The sequence below is a fragment of the Paenibacillus spiritus genome (assembly GCF_008710135.1).
In the GTDB taxonomy this organism is placed as follows: Bacteria; Bacillota; Bacilli; order Paenibacillales; family Paenibacillaceae; genus Paenibacillus_AQ; species Paenibacillus_AQ glufosinatiresistens.
The window spans coordinates 50,029-74,163 of record NZ_VYKK01000028.1 but is presented as its reverse complement, the minus strand read 5'-3'; the positions used below and the strand labels follow the sequence as shown (position 1 = coordinate 74,163).

The following is a 24,135-nucleotide window of genomic DNA, read 5'->3' as shown; positions in this document are numbered from 1 at the left end:
CTCATGAAGGCGATATTATTAGCAGCGGGTAAGGGAACCCGAATCTCGCGTATGATTGAAAATGTGCCCAAAAGCACGCTGCCGATCAATGGTGTACCGCTTATCCGGCATACCGTCACAATGCTGCTTGAGCATGGCATGGAGATTTATGTCTGCGTTGGCTACCAGAATCATCTGATTCAAAAAGCGCTGCAGGGACTTGAAGTGACTTACTACCATAACCCTTTTTATGATGTAACCAATAGCATTGCCAGCCTTTGGTTTGCCCGGCAGGAGATCAACGATGATATGCTGATTCTAAATGCGGATGTCTTCTTCTCTCCGGAAATTCTCAAGCGAATTCTAAGCGACCGGCATGAGGTAGTTATGGCTATGGACACCGATAGGGTTGAAGTCGGAGACTACTTTTTTCAAACCGTCAATGGATGTGTCAAGAAATACGGGAAGGACCTTCCGCGGGAAGACCGGACCTGTGAGTATGTAGGCATTGCCAAGGTAGAGAAACGTTTCACCGAAACATTCTGTGATCAGATGGAGCAATTGATTCATGCACAGGAGCATGGGAAGTGGTGGGAAGATATTCTTTATACGATGACGCATAATCAGAATATTTATACGATTGACGTAAAAGGCTGCTTTTGGTCTGAAATTGACTACTTTGACGATTATGAGCGAATTTTGGAATATATTGACGGGAAGATCAAAGATTATGACTACGGGGGATAAACGGGGTTAATTATTTTAGAGAGTTTATTAAATATTAGGTTTCAGTGTAGGAGCAAACGGGTATTATATCTTGTCTGTTCCATTTCATATAACAAACGGCTGATATCAGAGGAAATTGTTTGTGGTAATTTATTGTATGTAATCATTTTCTTTTCCAATTGACAATGAAGAAGCCGGGGTGTTATAGTCAGAAATGTGAGCAAGGCTCGCGTTTAATTGATGACGAAGGGAATGTGTAATCAATGGAAGGTAAAGTAAAATGGTTTAACGCAGAGAAGGGCTATGGCTTCATCGAAACTGCGGAAGGCGGCGACGTATTCGTACATTTCTCCGCAATCCAATCCGAAGGCTTCAAGACGCTGGAAGAAGGTCAATCCGTAGAGTTTGACATCGTTGAAGGCGCACGCGGACCGCAAGCAGCGAACGTAGTCAAATTATAATCATCCGGCTTAGCCGACCTACATATAACGGTAGATGGTTAGCAAATGGAGACGACGCTAGCGTAAGAACCCGGGAGGAAATCCCGGGTTTTTTCTTTGTGTGCAGGGACACCGTTTACACCCTTTTAATGTTTTTACATGTGCCTGACCTTTTGGTATAATAAAGGGGCAAAGGAGGAGTGCCCATGCAATTCAGCATTCGAGGTCAACAAATTGAAGTGACCGACGCTTTGAGAGACTATGTGGAGAAAAAGCTCAGTAGACTTGATAAGTATTTCGATGCACCCCCTGCCTCTGAAGGTTTCGTTACGCTGAGCGTACTGCGCGGCCTTCATACAGTGGAAGTTACGATCCCGCTGAACGGAGTGACGCTTCGCGCCGAAGTCCGCAGCGAAGACATGTACGCTTCCATTGACGGTGTGGCGGACAAGCTGGAACGCCAAATCCGCAAGCACAAGACCAAGCTCAACCGGAAGTTCCGTCAGGAAGGCAGCTTGAAGACCCTCTTTGTTGAAGGCGGTCCGAACAGTTCCGTCGCCTTGGAAGATACGGATGAAGAGCTGGAAGTTGTGCGCAACAAGCGCTTCACGCTGAAGCCGATGGATGTGGAAGAAGCGATCCTGCAGATGAATATGGTGGGACATAATTTCTTTGTATTCTCGAATATCGATACTTCGGAAGTCAGCGTTGTGTATAAGCGCAACGACGGCAAGTACGGATTGATCGAACAAGGCTGACAGCCGCTGCGGCAAGCCTGACTCATGAACAATAATGAATCGAGCCCCATCCGCGTGAGGCGGATAGGGCTCTTGTGCGTATATATCCCCAGAACGATATATCTTCGGGGAAAGCCCGCGAATATTGCGGCATCCCTTACAAACTGTTACAATTTATGAAGCAGCGGAATCGTATGTTCAGGCGCGCCCTTTCGTTCTGGTGGGGATGGGCTGAAAGGTTCCACCATCTGTGTTGCATGAAAGGGGTTAACCATGCTAGGACTTGTTAAGAAAATATTCGGCGACACCAATGAACGCGATGTCAAACGTCTGATGAAGACGGTCGATATCATCAATGGACTGGAGCCGGAGTTCACTGCGCTTACCGATGAGGCGCTGAAAGCCAAGACGGCCGAGTTCCGGGAGCGGATCGCCAAGGGCGAAACGCTGGAGGAGATTCTGCCGGAGGCATTCGCTACGGTGCGGGAAGCGTCCAAGCGTACGCTTGGCATGCGGCATTTTGATGTGCAGCTGGTCGGAGGTATGGCTCTGCACGAAGGCCGAATCGCTGAAATGAAGACGGGTGAAGGCAAGACGCTGGTCGGCACGCTGCCGGTCTATTTGAACGCGCTGCTGGGCAAAGGCGTTCATGTCGTTACCGTCAATGATTACCTGGCGCAGCGCGACAGCGCGCAAATGGGACAAATCTATAATTATTTGGGCATGACGGTCGGGGTCAACCTGAACGGCATGGACCATGCCAATAAACAGGAAGCTTATGCCTGCGATATTACGTACGGCACGAACAATGAATTCGGATTCGACTACCTGCGCGACAATATGGTGCTCTATAAGGAACAAATGGTACAGCGTCCGCTGTACTTCTGCATCATCGACGAAGTCGATTCCATCCTGATCGACGAGGCGCGAACGCCGCTGATTATTTCCGGACAAGCCGAGAAGTCGACCGAGATGTATTATGCGGCCGACCGTTTCGTCAAGAAGCTGAATCCGGAAGAGCATTATACGGTAGACATTAAGGTGAAATCCGTAGCGCTGACCGACAAGGGCGTAGCCCTAGCCGAGAAAGCCTTTGGCATTGAGAATCTCTACGATCACAGTCATGTGACGCTGAACCATCATATTGTCCAGGCGTTGAAAGCCAACGTGATCATGCGCCGCGATGTGGATTATGTTGTGACGGACGAAGAGGTTGTCATCGTCGATGAATTTACGGGACGGCTGATGGCCGGCCGCCGGTACAGCGACGGTCTGCACCAGGCGATTGAAGCCAAGGAAGATATCGTGGTGCAGAACGAGAGCATGACGCTCGCAACCATCACATTCCAGAACTACTTTCGCATGTACCGTAAGCTGGCGGGCATGACCGGAACGGCGAAGACGGAAGAAGAAGAGTTCAAGAAGATTTATGGCCTGGAAGTGCTTCAGGTGCCAACGAACAAGCCCAACCAGCGTGAGGATATGCCGGACGTGGTCTACAAGAGCGAGAACGGCAAGTACAATGCCGTGGTCGAAGCGATTGTAGAGCGTCACCGGAACAACCAGCCGGTGCTGGTCGGTACGGTCTCGATCGAGAACTCGGAGCGCGTATCCGAGATGCTGAAGAAGCGGGCCGTTCGCCATCAGGTGCTGAATGCGAAGCACCATGCGGCCGAGGCGGAGATTATCGCCCAAGCCGGCCAGCCGGGTTCTGTTACGATTGCAACGAACATGGCCGGACGCGGTACCGATATCCTGCTTGGCGAAGGCGTGCCGGAACTAGGCGGTCTGCATATTATCGGTACAGAGCGGCATGAATCCCGCCGGATTGATAACCAGCTGCGCGGCCGTGCCGGACGTCAGGGCGATCCGGGCTCCACGCAGTTCTACCTCTCCCTGGGAGACGAGCTGATGAAGCGGTTCGGCGCCGACAATGTGCTGAACATGATGGACCGTCTTGGCTTTGAAGAAGACCAGCCTATCGAGAGCCGGATGATTACGCGGGCCATCGAATCGGCCCAGAAGCGGGTCGAAGGCAATAACTTCGACGTCCGCAAGGTCGTCCTGCAGTATGACGACGTGATGAACCAGCAGCGCGAGATTATCTATAAGCAGCGCCGCGAGATTCTGGAATCCGAGAACATCAAGGATATTGTCGTAGAAATGATCCGTCCGGTCATCGAGCGGGTTGTCGAGGCGCACTGCAGCGACGATATTCCGGAGAACTGGGAGCTGCAAGAGGTGGCGGATTACGTCAATTCCAAACTGCTGGAAGAAGGCGAAGTCACCCGCGACGATCTGTGGGGCAAGGAAACCGAAGAGATTGTGGAATTTATCTTCGGCAAGGTAATGGCCAAGTATGAAGCCCGGGAAGAACGGTTGGGTTCCGAACTGATCCGCGAATTCGAGAAGGTTATCGTGCTGCGCGCGGTTGACTCCAAGTGGATGGATCATATCGACGCCATGGATCAGCTTCGCCAGGGGATTCACCTGCGGGCTTACGGCGGTACCGATCCGCTCCGCGAATACCAGTTCGAGGGCTTCGAGATGTTCAATGCCATGACGGCTGCGATTCAGGAAGAAGTCGCAACCTACATTATGAAGGCCCATGTCGAGACCAATCAGGAGCGCCAGTCTGTGGTCGACGAGAAGAAGATCTCGACGAACGGCGAGCCGGTTGAGAAGCGTCCGGTTACCGTGACGGCGACCGTAGGCCGGAATGATCCGTGTCCTTGCGGAAGCGGCAAGAAGTACAAGAACTGCCACGGGCAGAATGCCTGACCGGCGGACAGGCCGGCAGCGTATATGCGGCGAAGGATAATCGGATAAGGGAAGACGGCTGGGCCCCGAGGCTTTGACTTGCGGCCCGGCCGTTTTTTAACTATTATAGGGCAGGAATGAAGCCAAGAGCAGAAAGGTGAAGTGATCAGCATGATCGATCCAAGCGTGAAGCAGGATCTTCGGGAAATCGGCAAGAAATTAACCAACCTTAGGGGGTCTCTTTGACTTAGATCTGAAGCAGGAGATGATTGCCAACTTCGAGGAGAAGATGGCGGCGCCGGATTTCTGGGACGACAATGAACGGGCTCAGGGCCTCATTGCCGAGATGAACGCCGTGAAGTCCGTTGTCGATGAATATACGAAGCTGCAGCAGGAATATGAGGATTCCTCCATGATGGCGGAACTGGCCGACGAGGAAGGCGACGAAGAGATGGCCTCGGAGACGGCGCAATCGATCCGGGGGCTGGTGGGACGGCTGGACGAATTCGAGCTGACGCTCCTGCTCAATCAGCCCTATGATAAATTGAACGCGATTCTGGAGCTGCATCCGGGCGCCGGCGGGACGGAGTCCCAGGACTGGGGCCAGATGCTGCTGCGCATGTATACCCGCTGGGCGGAGAAGCGCGGCTTCAAGGTGGAAGTGCTGGATTACCTGCCCGGCGATGAGGCCGGGATCAAGAGCGTTACGCTGCTGATCAAAGGCTACAATGCCTACGGATATCTGAAAGCCGAGAAGGGCGTTCACCGTCTGGTCCGCATTTCTCCGTTCGACGCTTCGGGCCGCCGCCATACCTCCTTCGTCTCCTGCGATGTGGTGCCGGAGATCAATGAAGATATTGATATCGAGATCCGCACCGAGGATCTGAAAGTGGACACGTACCGGTCGACAGGTGCGGGCGGACAGCATATCAATACGACGGATTCCGCCGTGCGGATTACCCATATGCCGACCGGCATCGTGGTAACCTGCCAGAGCGAGCGCTCCCAGATCAAGAACCGCGAGCGGGCAATGACCACACTGCGGTCCAAGTTGTACGAGCGCAAGCTGGAGGAGCAGCAGCGGGAGCTGGACGAAATCCGCGGCGAGCAGTCCGATATCGCCTGGGGCAGCCAGATCCGTTCGTATGTGTTCCACCCGTACAGCATGGTCAAGGACCATCGGACTTCGGTGGAGACAGGCAATGTGGGCGCCGTGATGGACGGCGATCTGGATGCTTTTATCGACGGATATTTGCGAAGCCAGATCAAGACCGAGGCTGAATAACGCATGGAGAAAATCAATAAACGCGCCAAGCCGCCGCTGATTCCGCTGAACGGGCCACTCCGCCATACGGTGGATACGCTGCTGATTCTGCTGGGTTCCCTCATTACGGCGCTGGCGTTCAACTGGTTCATGCTTCCCAACGAGATCGCGTCGGGAGGCGTATCCGGCCTGTCCGTACTGGCCAAGGCCTGGTTCGGGGCCGAGCCGGCTTTTACCCAGTGGGCGCTGAATATTCCGCTCTTCGTGCTGGGCGTCTGGGTGCTCGGCAAGCAGTATGGTCTGCGGTCGCTGCTCGGCAGCATTGTGCTGCCGCTGTTCATCTACATCAGCAAGGACGGTCCGGTACCGACCCATAACCCGCTGCTGGCCTCCATCTATGGAGGGATCGGCGTCGGTCTGGGACTCGGGCTCGTCTTCCGGGGACGGGGTTCCACGGGCGGGCTGACCATTCTGGCACAGGTGATTCAGAAGCTGACCGGACTGACGTTCGCGGTATCGGTGGTGCTGCTGGATGCGACGGTGATCTCGCTGGCCGCATTCGTGCTCGGCATGGAGCAGGCGATGTATGCGCTGATCGGATTGTTCGTAACCGGCAAAGTCATCGACGCTCTGGAGGTCGGCTTCAGCTACACCAAGGTGGCGTATATCATATCCGATTACACGGAGGCCATCTCCGAGGCCGTGCTGCATGACCTGGACCGCGGTCTGACGAAGCTGAACGCCGAGGGCGGCTACACCGGCAACAGCCGGGTGGTGCTCATGGTAGCGGTCGGTCAGAATGAAATTACCCGGCTGAAGACGATTGTCCGCTCTGTCGATCCCGGGGCCTTTGTCATTATCAGCGATGCCCATGAAGTGCTGGGCGAAGGGTTCAAGAGAGAAGCGTAGTTTTCCGAAAGGGAAGCACGCTTCTCTTTTTTATTGTATTTATATAAATCAGGACGTATAATAATACATATTTGTGGGCACGGCACGGACAAAGGAGACGAGGAACATGGAGAGGAAGACGAGAGTCGCGATTGTCGGTTCAACCGGCTACGGCGGCGTAGAGCTGATCAGGCTATTGCAAAATCACCCGAAGGCGGAGATCACCTCCGTGATTTCATCCTCGAGCGCCGGTGCGGCGCTGGAAGAAGGATTTCCGCATTTGACCGGCGTTATGGACCGTCCTCTGGACGGGGTGAATGCCGAAGAGATGGCGCAGCGCGCTGATGTGGTATTCGCGGCCACCCCTTCGGGCGTTAGCGCGAAGCTGGTTCCCGAACTGCTGGCGGAGGGATTGAAGGTCATCGACCTCTCCGGCGACTTCCGGCTGAAGGACGGCGCCGAATACGAGCAGTGGTACAAACATCCCGCGCCGCCGGCGAAACTGCTGGAGCAGGCCGTCTACGGACTGTGCGAGGTGTTCGGCGACCGGGTGAAGGAGGCAGGCTTCATTTCCAATCCCGGCTGCTATCCGACGGCGACGCTGCTCGGTCTGATCCCGGCGCTTCAGGCGGGCTGGATCGACCCCGGCAGCCTCATTATCGACGCCAAGTCGGGCGTATCGGGCGCCGGGCGCGGAACCAGCCTTCAGGTGCATTATGCGGAGATCAATGAGAATTTCAAAGCCTATAAGCTGAACAAGCATCAGCACATTCCCGAAATTGAGCAGGCGCTGGGCGAAATTGCGGGAGAGCCGGTTACGATAACCTTCACCACCCAGCTCGTCCCGATGACCCGAGGCATTATGGCGACCTGCTATGCGAAGATGAAAGGGAATTACAACGAGCAGGAATTTATCGACTTGTACCGGAACTATTATACAGGTAGACCCTATGTGCGCATCCGCGGCGCGGGCATCTGGCCGGCGACGAAGGAAGTGGCGGGATCGAATTACTGCGATATCGGCTTTGCGGCAGACCCGAGGACAGGCCGGATCACGATTGTATCGGTGATCGACAATCTGGTGAAAGGCGCGGCGGGCCAGGCGATTCAGAACCTTAATTTGATGATGGGATGGGAGGAAACGCTCGGGCTCGGCTGCACTCCGGTGTATCCGTAAGCGTCCGTGCGGCACGAGACATGATTGGACAAGAGCGGTATACCGTCGTCGAAGGCGGAAGCGTCACAACTCCGAAGGGCTTCAAGGCAGGCGGACTGCACTGCGGACTCAAAAAAACCGACCGCAACGACCTGGCGGCCATCCTGTGCGAAGTTCCGGCAACCGCCGCCGCCGTCTATACGACGAATCTGTTCCAGGCGGCGCCTCTCCAAGTGACGCGCGAGAGCCTGGCGGACGGACGCCTCCGGGCGGTCGTCGTCAACAGCGGCAACGCCAACGCCTGCACAGGCGAGCAGGGCGAAGCCGACGCCTATGAGATGCGGTCGGCAGCCGCCCGCCACCTTGGCGTGGCGGAGCGCGACGTCGCCGTCGCCTCGACCGGCGTGATCGGAGAGCTGCTGAAGATGGACTGCGTCCGCAGCGGGCTGGCGCAGCTGCCGGAGAAGCTGGACGGAGGCGCAGCGGGGGCCGAGCAGTTCAGCCAGGCCATTCTGACGACGGACCTCGTCAAGAAGGAGTGCTGCGTCCGCCTTACGGTCGGCGGAGAGGCCGTCACCATCGCCGGCGCCGCCAAAGGGTCCGGGATGATTCACCCGAACATGGCGACGATGCTCGGCTTCGTGACCACCGACGCGGCCGTGGCCGGGGAAGACCTGCTGGCGCTGCTTCGGGCGGCGACGGATACGACGTTCAACATGATTACCGTTGACGGCGACACCAGCACGAACGATATGCTGATCGCGCTGGCCAGCGGACTGGCGGGCCGAGAACCGCTGACCCGGCAGCACCCGGACTGGGCGGCTTTTGTGGAGGCGTTCACGCATGTGTGCCGCCATCTGGCCATGGCCATCGCCCGGGACGGCGAAGGCGCCGCGCACCTCATCGAGGTGCGGGTAAGCGGAGCCGCCGACCGGGACGCGGCCCGCGCGATCGCGAAGACGATTGTCGGCTCCAGCCTGGTCAAGTCAGCCGTATTCGGGGCCGATGCGAACTGGGGCCGGATTATCGCGGCGGCGGGACGCGCGGGGGTTCCGATGTCGACGGACCGCGTAGACATCGCCCTGGGCGGGATCGAGGTGCTGAAAGGCTCGAGACCGGTCGCTTTTGACGAGGCGGCGGCACTTGCGTACTTGCAGGGCGATACGGTGGAGATTACGGTGAAGCTCGCCGACGGCGAGGGAGAGGCCACGGCCTGGGGCTGCGACCTCACGTATGATTACGTGCGGATCAATGCGGCTTACCGGACCTGAGCGGACAGAAGCGGGGGGAGCGGGCAGGATGCCACAGCAGACGGAAGGATTCGGGGCGGCTCGGGGCACAGCCCCCGGACGGTTCATTATGAAATGCGGAGGCAGCACGCTTGCGGCGCTGCCGGATTCGTTTTTTGCGGATTTAAAGAGTCTTCTGGAGCAGGGAATCCAGCCGGTCATCGTGCACGGCGGCGGTCCGGCGATTTCGGAGAACCTGGGCAAGCTCGGCATCGAGAGCGCCTTCGTCAACGGCCTGCGGGTGACGACCGAAGAGGTGCTGGACGTGGTGGAGATGACGCTTGCGGGCAGCATCAACAAGGCGGTCGTCCGCCGCATCCAGCGTGCGGGCGGCCGGGCGCTGGGGTTATCGGGCGAAGACGGCGGCCTCCTGGAAGCCGCGCCGGTGGAGAACAGCGCCGAGGTCGGACTCGTCGGGCATGTCGTGAAGGTGAAGACGGACATTCTGGAAGGTATACTGAAGATGGGATACATTCCCGTCGTCGCGCCGATCGGCATCGACGGTTCGGGTCAGCGGTACAATGTCAACGCCGATACGGCAGCGGGGGCGGTAGCTTCCCATATGGAGGCGCCGACGCTGATTGTGGTTACGGACGTTCCCGGCATTATGGCGGCGGACCCGAAAGGGAAGAAAGCAGTGCTGCCGTCGGTAACGACCGGTCAGATTGAAGCGCTGATCGGCAGCGGCGAAATCTACGGCGGCATGATTCCGAAGGTGCGGGCGGCCATCGACTGCATTCAGGGAAGCGTGTCCGAGGTGATTATTGTGGACGGCAAGGAACCGCAGATCCTGAGCCGCGTGCTGTCGGGCGAAGCGGTGGGGACGCGGATTGCGAAGGAATAGCGGCGGGATTCAAGCCGGAAGAATTCAGGCGGGCAGCCGTTGGAGCGCCGCCGCAGAGGGAGCGTGAATGCAGCAATGGGCAAACTGGAGCATATTTTTCCGTCCTATGCCAAGTACGATCTGACGCTGGTCAAGGGTAAAGGAAGCTGGGTGTGGGACGATCAGGGGCGGAAGTACCTGGATTTCACCTGCGGTCTGGCGGTCACTAGTCTGGGACATGCGCCCGAGCGGATCGCCGAGAAGCTGAAGAGCCAGATCGACACGCTGTGGCATGTGTCCAATCTGTTCCATCATCCCGGCCAGGACCGGGTAGCGGAACTGCTGACCGGGAACAGCTGCGCGGATCAGGTATTCTTCTGCAACAGCGGAGCGGAGGCGAACGAGGCCGCCATCAAACTGGCGCGCCGGTACCACCAGAAGGTCAGAGGCGAGAACCGCTATGAGGTCATTACGTTCGAGCAGTCGTTCCATGGCCGGACGCTGGCGACGCTGACGGCGACGGGACAGCAGAAGGTCAAGGAAGGCTTTCTGCCGCTCCCGCAGGGCTTTGTGACGGTGCCCCTGCATGATCTGCCGGCTCTCCGGGCGGCAATCGGCCCGAATACGGCGGCGGTGATGCTGGAGATGGTGCTGGCCGAAGGCGGTATCCTGGAGGTGCAGCCGGACTTCCTGAATGCGGTGGTGGAGCTGTGCCGGGAGCATGGCCTGCTGCTGATTGTCGATGAGGTCCAGACCGGTATGGGACGGACGGGCAAGCTGTTCGCGCACCAGCATTACGGCATTGAGCCGGATATTTTTACACTGGCCAAAGGCATTGCGAGCGGCTTCCCGGCCGGCGTTATGCTGGCCAAGGGATACCTGCGCGAGGCATTCAGCCCGGGAGCGCATGCCTCCACGTTCGGCGGCACGCCGCTGGCCACCGCGGCGATGGCGGCTACGATCGAGACGATGCTGGAGGACCGGGTGCCGGAGCGGGCCGCGGAGGCCGGAGAATACCTGAAGGCGCGTCTGCGCGAAGCGCTGGCCGGCTGCTCCTGGGTGAAGGATATTCGCGGCAAGGGGCTGCTGATCGGCATCGAATGCGGGAGCCCAGTGGGCGACATCATTCTGGCGGGGCAGTCCAAGGGGCTGCTGTTCGTCCAGGCCGGGCCGCAGGTAATTCGCCTGCTGCCGAATCTGTACGTTACCCGGGAGGAGATCGACCAGGCGGTCGGCATCCTCTCCGATCTGATTCATACTTACGCCCGGGAACACGGGGCAGTTGCCGAGGAGGCCCAATTATGAGCAGCTTGACCGAGCATCCCCTGGCGGAATCGCTGAAGGGACGCGACTTTCTGGAATTGAATGATTTTACGGCGGAGGAAATCCAATATTTAATCGACCTGGCAGTGGATCTGAAGCTCAAGCAGAAGAACGGGGAAGCGTACCAGCCGCTGAAGGGCAAGACGATCGGACTGATCTTCGAGAAATCCTCGACCCGCACCCGGGTATCGTTCGAGGTAGGCATGTACCAGCTCGGCGGCCATGCGCTGTTCCTGAGCACCAATGACATCCAGCTCGGCCGCGGCGAGACAATCGCCGATACGGCGGGAGTGATGTCTCGCTATCTGGACGGCATTATGATCCGGACGTTCGGCCACGACAAAGTGGTCGATCTCGCCCGCTTCGCCTCGGTGCCGGTCATCAACGGGCTGAGCGACCTGGCGCATCCGTGCCAGGTGCTGGCGGATCTCCAGACGGTGTACGAGGTCAAGGGCCGGCTGAAGGGTCTGAAGCTGGCCTTCATCGGCGACGGCAACAACATGGCGCATTCGCTGCTCCTGGGCGGAGCCAAGATGGGGATGCATGTCTCCATCGCCGGACCGGAGGGCTATGAACCGGATGCCGCGGTCGTTGCCGAAGCGAAGGAAATCGCCGAAGAGACGGGCGCCGAGATTGTCATTACGCGCAGCCCCGAGGAAGCGGCGAAGGATGCCGATGTGATATATACGGACGTCTGGGCGAGCATGGGCTTTGAAGCCGAGCAGAAAGCGCGGGAAGCCGCGTTCCGGGATTATCAGGTGAACGAGGAGCTGGTGAAGCTCGCCAAGCCGGATTATCTGTTCCTGCATTGTCTGCCGGCGCACCGCGGCGAGGAAGTCAGCGAGGGCGTTATCGACGGGCCGAACTCTTATATTTTTGACGAAGCCGAGAACCGGCTGCATGCCCAGAAGGCGCTGATGGCAGCGCTGATGGGTTAATTCTTCAATCGAGAAAGGAAGTCGCTTGTTCCATGGCTAAAGAGAAAATTGTGCTTGCCTATTCCGGCGGGCTGGATACCTCGGTCATTCTGAAATGGCTGAAAGAGACGTATGATGCGGAGATTATCGCCTTCACGGCCGACATCGGCCAGAAGGAAGAATTGGACGGCCTGGAGGCCAAGGCGCTCGCTACCGGCGCTTCCAAGGTCTATATCGACGATCTGCGCGCAGAATTCGCGCAGGACTTCATCTATCCGATGTTCCAGGCCGGCGCTCTGTACGAAGGCCAGTATCTGCTGGGCACCAGCATTGCCCGCCCGCTGATCGCCAAGCGGATGGTCGATATCGCCATTGCGGAAGGCGCAACTGCCATCGCCCACGGGGCGACGGGCAAGGGCAACGACCAGGTGCGCTTCGAGCTGGGCGTTGCGGGGCTCGCGCCGAACATCAAGGTGATTGCGCCTTGGCGTCTTGAAGAGTTCCGCAGCCAGTTCCCGGGCCGGGCGGAGATGATCGCGTATGCCGAAGCGAACGGTATTCCGGTGCAGGCATCGGCCGCCAAGCCCTATTCGATGGACCGTAATCTGCTGCACATCAGCTACGAGAGCGGCGTGCTGGAGGACCCTTGGTTCGACGCGAGCGCGCCGGAGAACAAGGAGATGTTCTTGCTGACGAACGCGCCCGAGGATGCGCCGGACGAAGCGGAATACATCGAACTGGAATTCCTGAAGGGCGACTGCGTGGCGCTGAACGGCGAACCGCAGACTCCGCTTCAGGTCATGGAGAAGCTGAACGAGCTGGGCGGCAAGCACGGCATCGGCCGGGTCGACATGGTGGAGAACCGCTTCGTGGGCATGAAGAGCCGGGGCGTCTATGAGACGCCGGGCGGGACGATCCTGTTCACGGCGCACCGCAAAATGGAGTCCATCACGATGGACCGTGAAGTCATGAACGTCCGCGACAGCCTGATTACGCGCTACAGCACGCTGGTCTACAACGGCTTCTGGTTCGCGCCGGAGCGTAAGGCGATTCAGGCGCTTGTGGCCGAGAGCCAGCAGAACGTGACCGGCACGGTGCGGCTGAAGCTGTATAAGGGCAACATTATTGCCGCCGGCGTCAAGAGCCCGGTCAGCCTGTACAATCCGAACATCGCGACGATGGAGGCGGACCCGACCCAGGCGTACGACCAGGGCGACGCAACCGGGTTCATCCGGCTGAACGCGCTGCGTCTGAAGGTATCGGCCGGGGTAGCGGAGAGCACGGAGCTGCCGGAATAGAGCGGGACGGCCGCAAGGCCCGAAGGAAGGAACGGGAGATACCCGGGGCGGGAGCGGAGGTGCTGCCGGCGGCCCGGGTTTTTCCATGAAGAACCAAGGCCAGGCAAGAGGCCGGGCAAGGGACTACAAAGGAGGAGACCGGCGTGAGCAAGCTGTGGGGCGGACGTTTTACGAAGGGTACGAACAAGCTGGTGGAGGAGTATACGGCCTCGATCGGCTTCGATCAGGCGCTGGCGGAGGAAGATGTGCAGGGAAGTCTGGCGCATGTGACGATGCTGGGCAAGTGCGGAATTCTGCCGGAGGCGGATGTCGAGACGATCAAGGACGGTCTGAACCGGGTGCTGGAGAAGGTGCGGGCCGGCGAGATCGAGTTCTCGGTCTCCGACGAAGACATTCATATGAACATCGAGAAGAATCTTATTGAGTTGGTCGGGCCGGTCGGCGGCAAGCTACATACCGGACGGAGCCGCAACGACCAGGTGGCGACGGATATGCATCTGTATCTCCGCAACCGGGTGGTGGAGCTGACCGATCTGCTGTTCCACCTCCAGGAGGCGCTGATTGAGCAGGCCAAGGACAATCTGGATACGATCGTTCCGGGCTATACCCATCTGCAGCGGGCGCAGCCGATTCTGTTCGCGCATCATCTGCTGGCCTATGTCTCCATGTTCGGGCGGGATGCGGAGCGGCTGAAGGACAGCTACAAGCGAATCAATGTGCTGCCGCTGGGCGCCGGTGCGCTGGCCGGCACGACCTTCCCGATCGACCGCCATCTGGTGGCGGAGCAGCTCGGTTTTGACGGGGTGTACGAGAACAGTCTGGATGCGGTCAGCGACCGTGATTTCATCGTGGAGTTCCTGGCGAACGCTTCGCTGATCATGACGCATCTGTCCCGGCTCAGCGAGGAGCTGGTGCTGTGGAGCAGCACGGAATTCGGCTTCGTAGAGCTGGACGACGCATTCTGTACAGGCAGCAGCATTATGCCGCAGAAAAAGAACCCGGACGTTCCGGAGCTCGTCCGCGGCAAAACCGGCCGGGTCTACGGCAATCTGATCGGTCTGCTGACCGTTCTGAAGTCGCTGCCGCTCGCCTATAACAAAGACATGCAGGAAGACAAGGAAGGCATGTTCGACACCGTCGCCACGCTGACCGGCGCGCTGCAATTGTTCGCTCCGATGATCGCTACGATGAAGGTGAACAAGGGCCGGATGCGGGAAGCGGTAAATACCGATTTCTCGAATGCGACCGACATTGCCGACTTCCTGGTCGGCCAGGGTCTGCCGTTCCGCCAGGCGCATGAGGTGATCGGCAAGACGGTTCTGTATTGCATCCAGGAAGGCAAGTTCCTGTTGGATCTGAAGCTGGAGGAGTTCAAGCGGTTCTCGCCGCTGTTCGACGAGCGGATCTACGACGTGCTGCAGCCGGAAGCGGTGGTGAACGCCCGCAACGTCTACGGCGGAACCGCGACGCCGCAGGTGCAGGCCGCCATCGGGCGGGCCGAAGCCGCGCTGGAGCAGGCGCGGACCTGGACGGCCGCGCACGGGCCGGCGGCGCTGTAGCAGCAGAGCGCCAGGGGCGCGGGTGCGTCTCTACGGCGCTGCGCTGATTGCGCCGTTCCGCAGGGGCCGGGGCCCTACCGCCGGCCGGAGCCGCGGCCGGCTTCAGCCCGCACAAAAAAGCAGGATGCCTGGGAGCATCCTGCTTTTTTGCGTACATTTGCGTACATTTGCGTACATCGGTATTGCCCTACTTCTTCAATGGCAGCCATGCCAGCACGTCCTGAATCCTCGCGTCCCAGTAGCCCCATTCATGGTCGCCGGGTCCTTCTTCATAGGTCAGATCCAGACCGGCCTGCTCGCAGACCTGCTTGAAGCGCTGATTGTCCTCGTACAGGAAATCCTCGGTTCCGCAGCATTGATAGAGCTTCGGATTCGGTCCGGCCGACTGTCCCCGCTGTTCCGCCAGCCAGAGCAGATCGTTGGACGTTCCGGCAATGTCAGCGGTTCCATAAATCAGCTCGTATTCTCTCGACTTGGCCGATGCGTTCGCCGGGTTCATGAAATTGTGCGCCATATCGAGCGCTCCCGACAGACTCGCCGCCGCCGCGAAGCTCTCCGGCTTCCGCAGCGACAGCTTGAAGGCCCCGTACCCTCCCATCGACAGGCCTGCGACAAAATTGTCCTCCCGCTCTGCCGACAGCGGAAAGAACGAGCGCGCCAGCGCCGGCACTTCCTCGCTAATATAGGTCCAATACTTGCCGCCCCACTCCATATCCGTATAGAAGCTCCGGTGCACCTGCGGCATCACGACCGCAAGCCCCGTTTCGGCGACATAGCGTTCAATGGAGGTGCGGCGCAGCCAGACGGAATCATCGTCGGACAATCCGTGCAGCAGGTAGAGCGTCGGGTGAAGTCCGCCGCGGGTGTTGTTCTGCATGCCGATCTGGGATGACGTCTGCTGCGGCAGAATCACAGTCATCGACGTGCTGAGGCCAAGAACCTCCGAATAGAATCTGCATTCCATGAGGGCCATTTCTTCTGTTCCTCCTTCTCTTCTAAAAAAACGATCGTGTCCAAGCCAAATGATAGCACAGGATTCTGCCGATATATAGGATAGAATGTGCCTTTTGAGAGGAGAAGAGCCATGCGGCGGGAGGATGGGTTTACACTGATCGAGGTCCTGGCTTCCATCGTTATTCTGTCCATCGTGTCTCTGGTGCTGACGGCGTACTTCACCAATGCGCTCAGCTACACGAAGTCGAACCAGAACAAGACGATTATGGTGAATTTGGCCCGGAATGCGCTCTTCTATATGGAGAAGCAGGATTTTGACCAGATAAAGGATTTCTTTGTGACCGGGAAGCACGCCCTGAAGGGAGACGACTGTAAGCTGAACTCTTGCGTCAAGCCGGAGTATGCGGCGCATTTCAATACGGGAACGCTGGTGTCCGTGCTGCATCCCAACGTGAACGGCATCGAATACAGCATTGATATCGAGTACCAGCAGGAATTGGCGGAGCCCCGTCCGTCGCCCTCTCCGGGTGCGGCAAGCCCGAATGCGATCGACCGGTCGGTGATCCGGCAGTATCTGGTTCCGGTCCGGGTGATGGTCCGTCAGGCGGAGAATGGGAGCGGCAGGGCTCCGGTAGTCGTGGAGGGGTATATCAGCGATGAAGAGATTCGTTAGGCGCGCCGGCGCCCAGGCCGGATTCACCCTGATTGAGCTGATCGCGGCCATCAGCCTGTTCACTATTGTGGCCGGCATTGTCGGTACAGTGACGATGTTCGGCTTCCGGAGCTATCACCAGATTGCGATCGAGAACACGCTGCGCGATGAAGCGGATCTACTGATGTCGTCGATTATAACCGAGCTGTATACCTATGGGCCGGAAGAGATTCAGAATACCGAGTTCGGCATCCGGCTGATGAAGAACGGCAGCGACCCGGTGCTGATTCAGATGAACGGCGAGCAGATGCAGGTCGGCGGCCAGACGGCAGGGAGAGATACGGGCGGCGCGCTGAACCTGCATTCCAGTCTGCTGGGCTCTTCGATCAGCGTCCTGCCTGCGGAACACCGAATGCGCGATACGTACACCCGGTATGAGAGCGGGCTGATCTCGATTCAGTTGAAGCTGAGATATGCGGGCAGCAGCGAAGACGAGCTGGACGTCACCAGCCAGTTCGGATTTTAGGGGGATAAGGGATGAGGAAGAATCAAGCGGAAGTCCGGAAGACGCGCTCCCGGCGGGACCGACGGCTGTGTTCCGAAGAGGGTTCTGCGCTGGTGCTGGTCATGTTCATCGTGCTGCTGCTGACGATTCTCGGTATGGGCGTGCTGAGCGCGGCTATGAACGGAGCGATTCGCACCGAGACGCGGGAGAACGATGTGCAGAGTCTGCATTTGGCGGAAAAAGGGCTGGATGAAGCCACCGCCTACATCCAGGCCCAACTGGCTCCTCTGGAAGACCTGAATCCCGACGAGCTTCAGGATATTCTGAGCACCCTGGACAAGAAGGGGCTCCATGTCTCCACAGAACTGGGAGCAGGCAGCAGCGGGACGATTGAAGATATTCAATATTCAGGCAAGCAGACTGTTACCGATACGAACCAGCAGACCCGCCAGTATTACATTGATGTCAAGGCGTCCGCCATGGTCAACGGTGTCAAGCGGACCCTGCAGCAGCGCATTACCATCGACAGCTATCCCGACTTTCTGAAGTATGCCTTCGGGTCGGAGCATGATGTTATTCTGAACGGAGCGCCGCTGCTGAAGGGGAATGTGTATGCCGGGAACGAACTGATCGTCTCGGACATGGCCCATTATACGTATCACGGGACATCCGGCTTGTCGGAGCCGACCATCTACCCGAAAGTCACGAAGCAGGATGAGGCAGCCGCTGGCGGCGGAGAAGTCCATGTCCAGTCCTTGTCGCGCATTCGCTACAAGGAGGGAGTTAACGATCCCGTCAGCCTGACGGACAGCAAGGATATGAAGGATACGGCGAACCGGATTCTGGGCATCGATCCCGATCAGATCAAGATCCGGGAACAGAAGAAATTCGTCCAGATCAATGTCGAAGAATCCGTGGTGGACAAGCTGGTGGAGGCGTACTCTCCGGTGCTGGGGCTGGAGAAATCCGGCGAGAAGTCGCTTGCCGCCGAACTCAGCGCCGCCTACAAGAACGGAAGCCTGAATGGCTGGCTGAATGCGGATTCCCATCTGCGGGAGCTGACCGCCGGTCCGCCGCCGCAGAAGCCGAAGCAGGGCGAGACGGAGAGCGACGACGATTACCGGAAGACCATTGATCGGTACAATGCCGAGCTGGCCGCCTACAAGAACACGTTCATGAATATCAGCCAGTCGGGGCTGGTGAAGGGAAATGTTACGATTGACGGGGTAGATTACGCCGGCATCGGCTTTACCGATTCCGCCAAAGGAACCGTCGCGGGGACCACGCCCAAGTGGCTGATCATCAACGGAGACCTGAACATCCGGAATGCCAAGTCTTCGTTCATCTCCGTGCGCGGCAATCTTCTGGTCACCGGCAACGTGAACATTGAGGGCAAGGTGGCCTTTGATTCCACCGTCTTCGTCCTCGGCCGCACCACCGTCCAGGACGCGGTAATCGACGGGATTGGAACCGGGACCGGCAAAAAGGAGCTGGTGCTCATATCCAAAGGACCCGTGCTGGTGAACCGGATCGATTCATTCACCAACGTAGAACCCTCCGAGATGAACGCCTTCTTCTACACCGACGACACCGCCGATCTGTATGGCGTGGGCTCCATCTTCTGGCTGCGGGGCGGATTCTTCGCCAAAGGGAACCTGACCGTCAATGCCGTCCGGGGCAGCGCCCAGGAGCCGGTGCCTGCGCCTCAGGGTGCCTCTCTGATCTTTACAGAGCCGCAGTCGGCCAGCCTGCGCGAGCGGTTCCGGGTTATCTATAATCACGAGATATATACGCATCAGCAGTCCAGTCTGCCCCGTGTCCGCAAAGTAAATATTTCGGTAGGGCCGCTTCACCTGGTGCCCTCCGGGGAATAGACAAGGGCAGCGGGATTCAAGGCTGCCGCATCCCGGCCACCCGCCAAAATCAAAGAGAGGGCCCGCAGCTTCCGTTAAGCTGCGGGCCCTCTTCTTGTAGGGAAACGCTGAAGAACGAAGGGATCAGTAGCGGTCCCCGGTATTGCTCTGTACCGGACGCGCCTTGATGACGACTTCAAGGGTAGCGGTGATATCGGCCATTCCTGGTGCGGAGTACGTTACCGTTACCGTCGCGGTACCTTTCTTGTTGCCGGTGATGATGCTGCGATTGTCGGCTGTAACCGGGCTTGCGAAGGAGGCAACCGCCGGATTGTTGCTGGTCCAGGTTAACTGATCCATTACCGATTCAATCGGCACCGTGCTTGGCAGCGTCCAGAGCAGAGAAGACAGGGTGCAGGTCTCGCCGACGAAGCGTTCCACTTTGTCGCTGCTGAACTGCAGGCCGGTCAGCCCGGTAATGCGTACCGGGAACGGCGCGCTGCTTATCTGGGAGCGTGTATCTCTGACGACCACCTGTACGGTACGTCCCGGTGTACGGCCTGCCGTGAGTGTCCCGAGGAGGCCTCCGCTGGACTGTACGGACGCATACCGGCTGTCGTCCGTCCCGACCAGACTCCACTCCAGGCTCGGAGCATCGGCATCGGCCGGCTCTACCTTGACATTCAGTGCCAAGGAGTTGTTCATCAGAACGGTAGAAGTGCCCTCGATCGTCAGCTTGGTCGGCGGATTGGCAACGGTAATGGTCTTGCTGGCAGACAAGCCGATCAGGTTCTTCTCGCTTGTTACCACGACCTGAACCGTATAGTTCCCGGAAGAAGGAGCGCTGAATGTTGCGGTGTTCCCGGCAGCGGTCCGGATATAACCGTTCACTTCCTTGCCGCTTGGATCGAGCACCTTCCAGGTGTATTGGATATTGCGCTCGAATACGGAATCATAGAGAGCAGTCAGAGCAACAGAATCGTTCGGCTTATAGACGCCGTCGCCGCCGGTAATCGACAGGGCGCGGTCTTTAACCGTTACCGTGGCCGAAGCTGTCGCCGGATTGCTGCGGTCAGTGGCGGTGGCTGTGATGACAGCCGAGCCAAGCTTCCTGCCTGTAACATCGCCGGTCATCGGATCGACGTAGACGACGTCCGGCTTGTCGGATGTCCAACGAAGGTTCTTGTTGGTGGCATCCTGCGGCAGAATGATTTCGCCGAGATCCTGAGGCGAATCGTTCAGCAGAATGGTGGTATCGTTCAGCGAGACGGAAGTGACCTTGACTACCGCTGTCAGCGTCAGCTCCTGCGGAGTGAACTGAACCGACCCGGGCGTTGCCTGGGTGCCCATATCAATTGTACCGGTGAACGGAACGCTGTAGAGCTGGGCGCTGGATACCGCCGCGACCGAGCCGGCAATGATCTGGCCGCGAATCTGGCCGTTATCGAAGCTGACCGCTGCCTGCGGGGCCAGAATGGTTCCGCGGAGCTCATTGCGCAGAGTGAGCGCAGCCGCCGACGGGAAGTTATACAGAATCTGTCCTGCCGCAACGCCGGTCAGCCGGGTGTCCAGAGCCATGCGCACATCGCTCAGATCTCCGCCTATGTTCACCACAACCGTCGAACCTGCGGGAACGTCTACAACTACACTGGTAGCGGAGGACAAGTCCTGCGCGCTGACCTGGAACACATACGGCTTGGCGCCGTCGCTTCCGGTCAGCCGGATCGTGCCGTAAGCCGACTCGGTTCTTCCGTTGACGGGAAGGCCCGCAAGCTGTGCGGACAGGTTCAGCATATTCTCCTTCAGCGCCGTGAAATCGACCGGACTGGCATTCACGGTCTTCCCGGTAATGCTCGGCGTCGTTGTGCTGGAGATGAAGCTGCCTCCATACACGGCGTTGCCGTTGATTCTAATATTGTTGTTGTAATACAAATTCTCTCCGGCAATGACCCCGTTCTGCGAGGATGCGCCGGCTGTATTGAAGGAACCGCCGCCGCTGCTAAAGTCGATGTCGCCGCGGGCAGCGATGCGCCCTTCGGACTGGAGATTGCCGCTGCTTGCAATGCTGCCGCTGACGGCAAGCAGATTATAATCGGCTGCCGCTCCAAGCGGGGAAGCCGCGGTTGCGGCGTGCAGCTCGTCGAACGACAGCGAAGCTGCTCCAAGCTTGTAGTTATTGAAGCCTTCATCCGCTCTCTGCGGCGATACGGTAACGGTGAAGCGGACTTCCTGTCCCGGATCGGGAGTGAAGACCTTGACGCCATTCTCGGATGTGAGCGTGTAGCGGATATCGCTGAGCTTCTTCGAGATCGAGTATCCGGCTTCGAGACTGCCGGTCTGGTTCAGCTCCGTGGACGTGCCGACGATCTTCAGATAGGCCGGGATCGAATCCTTGAAGACCACATTGGAGATCAGCTGCTTGTCGCCGATGCTGGCCGCGGCAATGCCCGAATCGGAGAATGCGATCGGCTTCGGAATAATCGAATAGGTGATCGTGGTCTCTTTGCCGCGCTCCACTTCATTGTTGACCAGATCGGCCGGCAGCGAGCGGGTTGCGGTCAGACTGGCGGTCGCTTCCTTGACCTTGACGGTAACCGTCTGCGCCGCCAGGGCGCCGTGGCTGTCTTTGACCTGAATGACGATCTGCAGCGTGCCGTCCTCCACAGGCAGCGGGTTCTCGAAATAACGGCTCACCGTCTGTCCCGAGATAAACGACACATTCTTGACGCTTGAGGCGGTAACAAACTTATTGGTGGCCGGGTCCAGATAGTTGACGGAGATGGAAGCCGTCAGATCCCGGTCGTTCAGGTCATAATCCTTGGCGCTGAAATCGACGAGCAGCTTGTCCAGATAGGAGGGCATCGTACTCCCGTCGGTGGGCGAGTTCACGGTAATCTCCGGCGCATGGTTGGCGCCGACAAACGCGCGGTACATCGTATTGACGAACAGCTTCTGCTCCCAGTCCGGGAACCCGGAACTGGTATGGCCGGTACCCGAGAAGGTGATATTGCCGACCGAATACGTATAGAAATGGTTCCGGCTGTCATCGGTATCCCGGCTGCTGCCGGCAATGTTGTACCACGGAATGACATCTGCCTTCTCCAGATTCAGCGGGAAGAACTGGTCGTGCGTCTGCGCAACCGCGTAGCGGGATTGGTTCGAAGGAATCGCAACGGTTGCCAGGTTGAACGGATACTGCGTCAGCAGACCGTCGTTCACCGGTACGACCGTTTTGGAGGTTGCAACGGCGCTGCCTCCCAGATAGGTGCGGGGCATATCCTGGCCGACCAGATCATGGAAGTAATAGCTCCAATAGTTAACGCCGCCGTTGCTTTCCTTGGTCGGCTGCGCCGGATCATTGAAGATCGTATCGTGCGTCAGCATGATGCTCTGCTTGGTCTGTTCCGCAAAAGCCTTGACTGCCTTCGCAGCCGCTTCGGAAATCATCGGGGTCTTCACGCGGTCATACATGTCGCGGAAGCCGAAGACCACCATATCGTAGGTGCCGTTGAGACCGGAGGTCGGATCGGCCGGACTGACACGGGAAGCAATGTAGCTGTTGAACGCGCTCATGTCCTTGACGGTAATCTGCAACTCGTAGTCCTCATTGGAGAGGTACGCAGTCTTCATGTTGCCCGTGTTGAGCAGGCTGCTCTCCGTCAGACCGGCCGGCATGACCTGCAGCACCCTGACCACCGGCTTGAGGCCGCGGAAGCGGATCACGCCGCTGTCATAGTCCTTCAAGCCTGTTGTCGTATCGGTCGCTTCCAATCTCCAGTACAGGGGTCCGGAATAGGTAGCCGGAAGCGAGTAGGAGAGGGTCCCTGTCTGGGATTTCATGACGGCGCTGGCGACTACGCTGCCGCTAGTCAGCGGGAGCGAAGAATCAACGTTCATATACAATTGAACACGGACCGGCCGGCTGCTTAAATTGGGCGTATTGGTCAGATGAATAGAGAAGTTCAGTTTATCGCCGGCATTATAGACAAAATCGGGAGAAGTCAGATAACTCTTGATCTCGGACTTGTTCGCAATGTCAATCCGCGGCCGCTGGGTAAGGCCGGCCAGATAGGGCGATGAGCTGCCGCTGATTCCGGAAGCGAGCGGACCGAGATCGGCCTCCTTCAGGAATACAACATTGGGCCGGTTGGCTGTTCCCAGATAGTAGGAACCAAACGTTCTGTAGAGGATCCCTTGCTTGGAGGCATCCGCTTTCTGGGCATCGAAAGTCTCTCCCCGGAAGAACACATACAGACCTCTGTTAATGTAATAGTCGGTAATTTCCTTGGCTTTCAGCGCGGTAATATCATTCTCGACAGCCGTGGTGTTGTGGGCCTTGTTCCGGCCGTCAGTGCTCATGCTTCCGTTGCTGTTCACCGCTGTCTTGGTAAAATCGCCGAAGCCGATATAGACGGCATCGTATTTACCGTCCCATGCTTCGCGGAGCGATACGAATTTCTTCATCGTTACCGTATCGACCTTGACATTGGGCAGCTTCTTCAGCGCGTCCAATTCGCTTGCCGAATCGGTCTTGTCTTTCGTCAGGCTGGCGCTGTTCGGATCCGTAATCTCCAGGATGCGGATGGTGTAGCTGTTCGTCGCGTCAACGGACATCGACAGGCCCTGCGTCAGCAGAACCGCCAGCAGAATCGCCAGCGCCGCTCCGCCGAGCGCCGCCAGCTTCCTCCGTTTGAACCATTTCATGAGAATCTCCCCGCCTTTCAATAATGAAAATCGCCTGCATAACGATGCACAAAAACAGCCGCTGATAAGTGGCTGGCAAAAAGCATAGGACCGATTCTGTGAAAATATGGATTGTACTGTCTATTATTCTAGGATAATATTCTTAGATAGACAATAGAATTATGCGCTAATAGTCCTTAAAATGTGAAACTTCAGAACCATACCTATTTTTGTTGTTCTTCCACCTGGCAAGCTGTGCTTCCCAGGTCGCTTATATTAAGGATAACTAAGCTGATTTATCGGTTTTTCCTGCTGGAAAATGAATAGGG

At 58.0% G+C, this 24,135-nt stretch carries 18 protein-coding genes; 16 read left to right on the top strand and 2 right to left on the bottom strand.

The genetic code is table 11. From position 1 onward, the window contains the following. Positions 1 to 3: 3 nt before the first annotated feature. From F4V43_RS17075 to argH, 13 genes are all read left to right on the top strand, one after another. Complete coding sequence (locus tag F4V43_RS17075; protein ID WP_150459465.1) at positions 4 to 726, top strand: NTP transferase domain-containing protein; 723 nt, start codon at positions 4 to 6, stop codon at positions 724 to 726. 242 nt (positions 727 to 968) lie between these two features. Continuing rightward, the gene (locus tag F4V43_RS17070) at positions 969 to 1,166 is read left to right on the top strand and encodes a cold shock domain-containing protein (protein ID WP_150459464.1); all 198 of its coding nucleotides are present in this window, start codon (positions 969 to 971) and stop codon (positions 1,164 to 1,166) included. A gap of 185 nt (positions 1,167 to 1,351) precedes the next feature. Further along, a complete protein-coding gene (gene hpf / locus F4V43_RS17065) occupies positions 1,352 to 1,903 on the top strand; it encodes a ribosome hibernation-promoting factor, HPF/YfiA family (protein ID WP_150459463.1) in 552 nt (183 codons plus the stop codon). Between the two features lie 252 nt (positions 1,904 to 2,155). Then, a complete protein-coding gene (secA, locus tag F4V43_RS17060; protein WP_150459462.1) occupies positions 2,156 to 4,663 on the top strand; it encodes a preprotein translocase subunit SecA in 2,508 nt (835 codons plus the stop codon). A 150-nt stretch (positions 4,664 to 4,813) separates the two neighbouring features. Beyond that, positions 4,814 to 5,927 (top strand): peptide chain release factor 2 gene (gene prfB, locus F4V43_RS17055; protein ID WP_150459461.1). Its coding sequence is split into 2 segments (ribosomal slippage): positions 4,814 to 4,885 and positions 4,887 to 5,927, totalling 1,113 coding nucleotides; the frame shifts between segments, so codons are not numbered across the junction. A gap of 3 nt (positions 5,928 to 5,930) precedes the next feature. Next, a complete protein-coding gene (locus F4V43_RS17050) occupies positions 5,931 to 6,815 on the top strand; it encodes a YitT family protein (RefSeq protein ID WP_150459460.1) in 885 nt (294 codons plus the stop codon). Between the two features lie 106 nt (positions 6,816 to 6,921). Next, on the top strand, positions 6,922 to 7,971 hold the full coding sequence (gene argC, locus F4V43_RS17045; RefSeq protein WP_150459459.1) for an N-acetyl-gamma-glutamyl-phosphate reductase: 1,050 nt from the start codon (positions 6,922 to 6,924) through the stop codon (positions 7,969 to 7,971). 23 nt (positions 7,972 to 7,994) lie between these two features. Next, the gene (gene argJ, locus F4V43_RS17040) at positions 7,995 to 9,221 is read left to right on the top strand and encodes a bifunctional glutamate N-acetyltransferase/amino-acid acetyltransferase ArgJ (protein ID WP_150459533.1); all 1,227 of its coding nucleotides are present in this window, start codon (positions 7,995 to 7,997) and stop codon (positions 9,219 to 9,221) included. Positions 9,222 to 9,249: 28 nt separating this feature from the next. Further along, a complete protein-coding gene (argB, locus tag F4V43_RS17035; RefSeq protein WP_150459458.1) occupies positions 9,250 to 10,083 on the top strand; it encodes an acetylglutamate kinase in 834 nt (277 codons plus the stop codon). Positions 10,084 to 10,158: 75 nt separating this feature from the next. After that, on the top strand, positions 10,159 to 11,367 hold the full coding sequence (locus F4V43_RS17030; protein ID WP_150459457.1) for an aspartate aminotransferase family protein: 1,209 nt from the start codon (positions 10,159 to 10,161) through the stop codon (positions 11,365 to 11,367). Beyond that, entirely contained in the window at positions 11,364 to 12,323 is a 960-nt protein-coding gene (gene argF, locus F4V43_RS17025) for an ornithine carbamoyltransferase (RefSeq protein WP_150459456.1), read from the top strand. Before F4V43_RS17030 ends, argF begins: the two co-directional genes overlap by 4 nt. Positions 12,324 to 12,355: 32 nt before the next feature. Further along, on the top strand, positions 12,356 to 13,600 hold the full coding sequence (locus F4V43_RS17020; protein ID WP_150459455.1) for an argininosuccinate synthase: 1,245 nt from the start codon (positions 12,356 to 12,358) through the stop codon (positions 13,598 to 13,600). Between the two features lie 143 nt (positions 13,601 to 13,743). Next, positions 13,744 to 15,159, top strand: coding sequence for an argininosuccinate lyase (gene argH / locus F4V43_RS17015; RefSeq protein WP_150459454.1), 1,416 nt, complete (start codon positions 13,744 to 13,746; stop codon positions 15,157 to 15,159). Between the two features lie 187 nt (positions 15,160 to 15,346). Here the strand turns inward: argH and F4V43_RS17010 are convergent, their stop codons facing one another. Then, complete coding sequence (locus tag F4V43_RS17010) at positions 15,347 to 16,132, bottom strand: alpha/beta hydrolase (RefSeq protein WP_150459453.1); 786 nt, start codon at positions 16,130 to 16,132, stop codon at positions 15,347 to 15,349. A gap of 111 nt (positions 16,133 to 16,243) precedes the next feature. Here F4V43_RS17010 and F4V43_RS17005 point away from each other — a divergent pair, with 111 nt between their 5' ends. The 3 genes from F4V43_RS17005 to F4V43_RS16995 are packed head-to-tail and all read left to right on the top strand — an operon-like array spanning position 16,244 to position 19,144. Further along, positions 16,244 to 16,786, top strand: a complete 543-nt coding sequence (locus tag F4V43_RS17005) for a prepilin-type N-terminal cleavage/methylation domain-containing protein (protein ID WP_150459452.1) — start codon at positions 16,244 to 16,246, stop codon at positions 16,784 to 16,786. After that, positions 16,770 to 17,291 (top strand): type II secretion system protein J, encoded by a 522-nt coding sequence (locus F4V43_RS17000; RefSeq protein ID WP_150459451.1) that lies wholly within the window; start codon positions 16,770 to 16,772, stop codon positions 17,289 to 17,291. Before F4V43_RS17005 ends, F4V43_RS17000 begins: the two co-directional genes overlap by 17 nt. An 11-nt stretch (positions 17,292 to 17,302) precedes the next feature. Then, complete coding sequence (locus F4V43_RS16995; protein WP_150459450.1) at positions 17,303 to 19,144, top strand: hypothetical protein; 1,842 nt, start codon at positions 17,303 to 17,305, stop codon at positions 19,142 to 19,144. Between the two features lie 123 nt (positions 19,145 to 19,267). Here the strand turns inward: F4V43_RS16995 and F4V43_RS16990 are convergent, their stop codons facing one another. After that, positions 19,268 to 23,827, bottom strand: coding sequence for a DUF5057 domain-containing protein (locus F4V43_RS16990; RefSeq protein WP_150459449.1), 4,560 nt, complete (start codon positions 23,825 to 23,827; stop codon positions 19,268 to 19,270). Positions 23,828 to 24,135: the final 308 nt, after the last annotated feature.

Excerpts from the sequence above, each read along its gene's own strand:
- F4V43_RS17000 (WP_150459451.1), top strand. The coding sequence starts at position 16,770 with ATGAAGAGATTCGTTAGGCGCGCCGGCGCCCAGGCCGGATTCACCCTG.
- secA (WP_150459462.1), top strand. The coding sequence starts at position 2,156 with ATGCTAGGACTTGTTAAGAAAATATTCGGCGACACCAATGAACGCGAT.
- F4V43_RS16990 (WP_150459449.1), bottom strand. The coding sequence starts at position 23,827 with ATGAAATGGTTCAAACGGAGGAAGCTGGCGGCGCTCGGCGGAGCGGCG.
- hpf (WP_150459463.1), top strand. The coding sequence starts at position 1,352 with ATGCAATTCAGCATTCGAGGTCAACAAATTGAAGTGACCGACGCTTTG.
- argB (WP_150459458.1), top strand. The coding sequence starts at position 9,250 with ATGCCACAGCAGACGGAAGGATTCGGGGCGGCTCGGGGCACAGCCCCC.
- F4V43_RS17070 (WP_150459464.1), top strand. The coding sequence starts at position 969 with ATGGAAGGTAAAGTAAAATGGTTTAACGCAGAGAAGGGCTATGGCTTC.
- F4V43_RS17075 (WP_150459465.1), top strand. The coding sequence starts at position 4 with ATGAAGGCGATATTATTAGCAGCGGGTAAGGGAACCCGAATCTCGCGT.
- F4V43_RS17030 (WP_150459457.1), top strand. The coding sequence starts at position 10,159 with ATGGGCAAACTGGAGCATATTTTTCCGTCCTATGCCAAGTACGATCTG.
- F4V43_RS17005 (WP_150459452.1), top strand. The coding sequence starts at position 16,244 with ATGCGGCGGGAGGATGGGTTTACACTGATCGAGGTCCTGGCTTCCATC.
- argF (WP_150459456.1), top strand. The coding sequence starts at position 11,364 with ATGAGCAGCTTGACCGAGCATCCCCTGGCGGAATCGCTGAAGGGACGC.
- F4V43_RS17020 (WP_150459455.1), top strand. The coding sequence starts at position 12,356 with ATGGCTAAAGAGAAAATTGTGCTTGCCTATTCCGGCGGGCTGGATACC.
- F4V43_RS17050 (WP_150459460.1), top strand. The coding sequence starts at position 5,931 with ATGGAGAAAATCAATAAACGCGCCAAGCCGCCGCTGATTCCGCTGAAC.
- F4V43_RS16995 (WP_150459450.1), top strand. The coding sequence starts at position 17,303 with ATGAGGAAGAATCAAGCGGAAGTCCGGAAGACGCGCTCCCGGCGGGAC.
- argC (WP_150459459.1), top strand. The coding sequence starts at position 6,922 with ATGGAGAGGAAGACGAGAGTCGCGATTGTCGGTTCAACCGGCTACGGC.
- F4V43_RS17010 (WP_150459453.1), bottom strand. The coding sequence starts at position 16,132 with ATGGCCCTCATGGAATGCAGATTCTATTCGGAGGTTCTTGGCCTCAGC.